Origin of the sequence: Piscirickettsia litoralis (assembly GCF_001720395.1) — a bacterium.
GTDB classification, from domain to species: Bacteria; Pseudomonadota; Gammaproteobacteria; order Piscirickettsiales; family Piscirickettsiaceae; genus Piscirickettsia; species Piscirickettsia litoralis.
Genome location: NZ_MDTU01000002.1, coordinates 200,322 through 205,927, shown reverse-complemented (window position 1 = coordinate 205,927; position 5,606 = coordinate 200,322). Strand labels below are relative to the sequence as shown.

General features: G+C 40.3%; 7 protein-coding genes. All 7 read left to right on the top strand.

Features of this window, described 5'->3' with window-relative positions; genetic code table 11:
* The coding region (locus BGC07_RS16025; RefSeq protein ID WP_069314070.1) for a head maturation protease, ClpP-related at positions 1-722 on the top strand (722 nt) is incomplete at its 5' end.
* Positions 697-1,161, top strand: a complete 465-nt coding sequence (locus BGC07_RS16020; protein WP_069314069.1) for a hypothetical protein — start codon at positions 697-699, stop codon at positions 1,159-1,161. The genes BGC07_RS16025 and BGC07_RS16020, both read left to right, overlap by 26 nt.
* Before the next feature lie 58 nt (positions 1,162-1,219).
* Positions 1,220-1,600, top strand: a complete 381-nt coding sequence (locus BGC07_RS16015) for a capsid cement protein (protein WP_069314068.1) — start codon at positions 1,220-1,222, stop codon at positions 1,598-1,600.
* 319 nt (positions 1,601-1,919) lie between these two features.
* A complete protein-coding gene (locus BGC07_RS16010) occupies positions 1,920-2,663 on the top strand; it encodes an alpha/beta fold hydrolase (RefSeq protein ID WP_069314067.1) in 744 nt (247 codons plus the stop codon).
* Positions 2,664-2,775: 112 nt separating this feature from the next.
* Positions 2,776-3,075, top strand: a complete 300-nt coding sequence (locus BGC07_RS16005; protein ID WP_077217003.1) for an HU family DNA-binding protein — start codon at positions 2,776-2,778, stop codon at positions 3,073-3,075.
* Between the two features lie 89 nt (positions 3,076-3,164).
* Positions 3,165-3,794: a zinc-ribbon domain-containing protein gene (locus tag BGC07_RS16000; RefSeq protein ID WP_077217002.1), complete on the top strand. Its 630-nt coding sequence runs from the start codon at positions 3,165-3,167 to the stop codon at positions 3,792-3,794.
* A 365-nt stretch (positions 3,795-4,159) separates the two neighbouring features.
* The gene (locus BGC07_RS15995; protein WP_069314065.1) at positions 4,160-5,353 is read left to right on the top strand and encodes a multidrug effflux MFS transporter; all 1,194 of its coding nucleotides are present in this window, start codon (positions 4,160-4,162) and stop codon (positions 5,351-5,353) included.
* Positions 5,354-5,606: the final 253 nt, after the last annotated feature.

Sequence of the window (5,606 nt, the reverse complement as noted above, 5' to 3'; positions counted from 1 at the left end):
AAATGTACAAACGCTTTCAATTCCTAGCCCAAGCAAATCAAACTGATGTCATGGTTTATCATCCCATCATGTCAGGCGATGCCGTCGAGTTTGTCAATAAGATAAAATCCATTCCAGAAGATCACACGGTCAATATTCGCATCAATTCCCCAGGTGGCAGTGTTACCGAAGGTGCAGCAATGATTAATTGCATTAAAGAGCTTGATAGCCGTTGCATTGCGACCGTCGAGGGGGTGGCTGCGTCTATGGCGAGCTTAATTGCCGTATCTGCAAGTAAAACTAAGATGGCCAAAAATGCCATGATGATGATCCATCATCCGATGAAAGCCATGCAAGGCAATGCAAAGGAAATGGTGCAAACCGCTAAAACGCTCCAAGGCATGAGCGAAATTATGATCGAAGGCTATCAAGCAAAAACGGGCCTCTCCAATGATGAGATTGATGCCATGCTTGATAAAGAGTTCTGGATGGACTCAAAAAAAGCGAAAGAGCTTGGTTTTGCTGATGAGATTGTTGGCGATTCTAACATCCAAGCTTCAATAAACCCTGACGAGTTCGGATATAAAAATGTTCCACAAGCCCTACTTAACCCACCTAAACAAGAGGAAACAAAACCTATGGGTAAATTTGCAGAATTTAAAGCACTGCTTGAAGAATTGAAAGATGATGAGGAAACAAAGGCATTTTTTGGCTTCTATGCAACAGCCGGATATAAAACCTAAAACCGAAGAAAAGCTTGATGATGTTAGCTCTTTTAAAGCCCTTATCCAAAACCAAAGCGCAATGATTAAGCAGCTACAAGACCGTGATAATGAGCGCAGACTTGCAACCTTTGAGGCCAAAGCAAAAGAGTTTAGTGCATGCGGTCAAGAGATAGACGCTAAAACACTCATGAACTTACATGATAATCACCCTGACACCTACGCAAACACAGTTCAGGCGTTAGAACGAGCGTCAAATGTCTACAAAGCAGAACAAAAAGGACTTTTCCAGGCACAGGGCTTCTCAGGCGAGGCTAAATTAACAGGCAAGCAAGGGCAGTTCCAAGCGAAAGTGAAGAAGTCTGTAAGCGATGGCGTTTGCGAAGATGAAGCGATTATTGCAAACATGGACGAAAGCATGTACGCAGAAATGAGCAAAGTTTTACCCCTCGAAAGCTAACTCTTCTCTCTACTTCTTACTCCCTCCTCAATTTCAATTAATACTTTCAGGAGTCTTTATGTTTTTAAAAGGCTATAACATCGGTGTGCTTCCTGCGGCGACTGATTTAAGCGACTATCGTTTTGCCGCAGTAAATTACACTAAAACGGGCTACGCACTTGCGACCGCAGGTGGTCTTTCTGATGGCGTTTTACAGAATAATCCAGAGCAAGGCGCGGTGTGTGATGTCATGATCACAGGCATTGCAAAAATGATTGCCAGTGCAGCAATTACCGCCGGAAACTATGTAAAAGTCTCAACCAACGGTCAAATCGCACAAGCTGGTGAAGGCGATACAGCCATCGGTAAGGCGATTGAGTCTGCAAATGAAGCGGGCGACATTATCGGTGTGTATTTAATTCCTAATGGTTACGCTATTCCTAAGCCTCCACCGTCTTAAGCTGACTATCGGGGTGTGACCGGATTCGTGTAATAAACCCCCCACAAGGAAACTAAAAGTGTGCTTAATACTTAGAACTTCAACGAGTTGGGAGCATTAGCATTAAAAATAATGTGTGAAAACCCTATTAACTTATAGTTTCCAGACAAATCAAAACCCGTCAGTGATTTTCGTATACAAATACACCCAATATTAGCGCTTATTTAAGCCTCTCTTGAGGGGTGTCGTAAAACAAATGTTTTTCGTACATGTGAAAATTTAAAGCAATTTCGCCTAAAGCATTGCCCCACAATAGCTTAAGGGGTGTTTAAAAGTGCTTATGGGGGTTTATTACACGAATCCGGTCACACCCCGAAATGTATTTGATAGCTTGCTTGTTGAGCACTTTGAAGTGTTAAGCTTTGATCCACGCGGTATTGGTCAATCCAACTCTCCTAATGAACAGCCGACGATGCTTGATTACGCAGAAGATATGAAAAAGCTAATGGATGCTCTAGGTTGGAGTGATGCTTATATTCTTGGGGAATCGTTTGGGGGAATGGTTGCGCAGGAGTTTGCCCTTAACTTTAGCGCTTGTGTTAAAAAGCTAGTCCTTATTGTAACAAGCTCTGGAGGAGCAGGAGGTTCTTCATTTCCTTATCATGAGCATGATATATCAGCAATGAATGATGAGGAAAAAGCACATTTTTGGGTGCAATGTAGCGATACTAGGCTTGAGAGTGAAGGTTGGAAGGAAGCTAACACACAAAAATACCATCAGCAATTTTCTGCATATTACAAAGTATTTAAAATGAGCAGAGCAAACCCAAATAACGCTTTGTTTAGCTCACGCCAAATTAGTGCACGAAAGCACCACGATACATATGAGCGGTTGTCGGCTATAGATGTGGAAACTTATATATGTGGCGGACACTTTGATAAAACCGCACCGATTAATAATCAATTATCTTTGCTAAATCAAATTCCAAATGCACGCTTAACCATGTTTCATGGAAGCCATATGCTCTTATGGCAAGATAATTTTTCTTTTAAGAGTATTGCTCAGTTCTTGATCAACAAGTAAAAGCCTTCTTTCGAGGCGTGACCGGATTTAAATATGAATCGTGACTTTACATAATGCATAGAATCAGATAATTTTTTAGCTGGGTATCACAAAAAGAAAGTAAGGTAAATTGATGAGTGATAACAAAAAACCGATGGGTAAAACGGATCTTGCAAAAAACTTAGTGGAAACCAACCACTATGCATCAGTCAAGGAAGCCACTAAAGCTATAGATTCTGTATTTGGGTGCATTGAAACTAATCTTCAACAAGGGAATAAAATCACCCTCACCGGCTTTGGCAACTTTGAAGTGAAGCATCGACCTGAACGACAAGGGACGAACCCTTCCAACGGCAAACCGATAATCATTAAAGCTTCAAACTCGGTCAATTTCAAAGCTGGTAAAACCTTGAAAGAACGCGTCAATCAATAGCGCTAGAGCCACCCCTGCTGGCTTTATCCTTTTCTCCAATAGTGGTATAGTCAACTCACTTAGTAATCAAAAACAGTTGTTCTCTTGCAGTGAAGTCCAAACCATTACCTGACTTATTACAACAACAATGGCATCCTACAAAAAACAAAAAAATATCACTTCATTCCGTTTCTGTCTCCTCAAACCATAAAGCATGGTGGTTGTGTGAGCGCGGTCACGAATGGCAAACCACCATTTGCCATCGAGTCTATAAAGTGCGTCATTGTCCACACTGTCGATTTGACACACTGGCAGAAACCTATCCTGAACTTGCATCGCAGTGGGACTTTAATAATGATCAGTCACCTAATCAGGTTGCCGCTCACAGCCGCTACGCCGCCACGTGGCGGTGTGCTCAGGGACATTCCTGGCAAGCTCCGGTATATCGTCGAACGCTAGGCATGGGCTGCCCCTACTGCACAAACCGTAAAACAAAAGCAAGTTTTAATTCGCTGGCCTTGCTTCACCCTGAGATTGCTGACGAATGGAATTATGATCGAAACGCCTTCACCCCTTATGAAGTCAGTAGAGGATCAAAAAAATACGCATGGTGGAAATGTCCTTACGGGCATGAATGGCGAGCTAGAATTGATGCACGAACCTCACGCAATACTGGCTGCCCAACCTGCTATCATTTAAAACAGCAACAACTCACCTCGACCTATCGGAAACAATCATGAATGAAAACAACCTTATGTATAAATCACCCTATAGCTATTCATTCACAATTTTCTCTCAAATGCATTAGCAATTTTCTACCGATTTGCCTCGTGTTTAATTTTTAATGTGGCCCAATGACCTCATAGCTGCGATAAGCGACAACTTTTCAGGTTTTGATGTTAATATTGCCAATAATCAGCGTTACACTTCATATGACGGAGGGCGATTAAAAAAAAGGGCGGAACAAGCTATAAAACTGTCGCCTAATCTGATACATATTCAATGTAAACTAAACGATTGCTTCTTCGATATATTAACAAGTGGCGATTATTCATTATGTATTTTAATTTCATTGTAATATAAAAGCTGTGGAGTCGTCTAAACTATGCAAATATCCAAACTAAGAACTTCTGGACTTATTGTTTACTTATCATTATTAGCAGCAATTACACCTTTTTCAACCGATATTTATCTTGCATCTATGCCAGTGATTGCAAAGCAATTTCAATCAACATCTACACTATTACAACTTACCTTATCGTTGTTTTTTATTGGCTTTGCTCTCGGTCAATTATTTTGGGGACCGCTGTCCGATAAAATAGGTCGTAAGCCTGCTGTAATCATCGGTATTACCATTTATCTTATCGCATCTATATTATGTGCATTTTCAACGAATATTACCCAGTTGATCATTTTCAGGTTGCTCCAGGCATTAGGTGCCTGTTCAGGCGTTGTCATTGCGATGGCAATGGTCAAAGATATTTTTACTGAACATAATCGCATGACCAAAATGTTGAGCTTTATGGTGACAATTATGACACTCGCCCCGATGGTTGCCCCCGTGATAGGCAGTTACTTGCTTGTCCATTTTCATTGGCAATCAAACTTTTATTTTCTCGCAGCATACGGCTTATTATTAATACTAACGATGCTATTAATTAAAGAGAGTCACCCTAAAATAGCACGTAAGCCCTTACCCATAAATAAACTCGCTTGCGCATATATAGAACAAATAAAATGCAAACCTTTTTTAGTAATTACTGCCGCCGTCAGTACTAATTTTTGTATTATGTTTGCCTTTATTTCCTCATCTCCTTTTATCTATATTAATATTTATAAAGTTTCAGCAGTACAGTTTGGTTATTTATTCGCATTTAATGCCTTCTCACTTATTTTAGGTAGTTTTACATTAAACAAACTCAAAAAATCACTGTCAGACCCAAAAATTATGTGTCTTGGCGCAATAGGGTCAACTGTAACAGCAATTGTTATGTCGATCTTACTCTCGGTTAACCCAACTCAGATATTAAATATGATTCTACCATCATTTATTATTACATTCTTTGTCGGTTTATTAATGCCATTATTAATGTCTTTGGCTTTAAAACACGTTGTTCACTACACTGGGATCACTTCTGCTTTGATCGGTATTTTTCGCTTTAGTGCCGCAGCACTGACTAGTGTCTTCATGGGTGTATTAATTACAAATCACCCAAGTCCATTGCCCTTAGTAATGTTAGTATTAAGCATTTTTACACTGATATTTATAAAATGTTATCAGAACAATCTAACACTCTAAAACGTAAGAGCCTATTTGGGCACTCGATCAGATACCTACCAATACCGGATATTGAAAAGTTTAAACGGCACCATCACATTAATTTCATAATACCAAAGAACACAGAAAAAGGTGTCTGTTATCGCAGCTATGAGGTCATTGTGCCGATTACTGGCCACAAGAATCGGAACGCCTCAGTCACTGCTTTAAATTCTCAATTCATCGACTTCATGAGTTCGTTCCTGAGTCTGTCGCCAGCTATTTCGACAAGTAC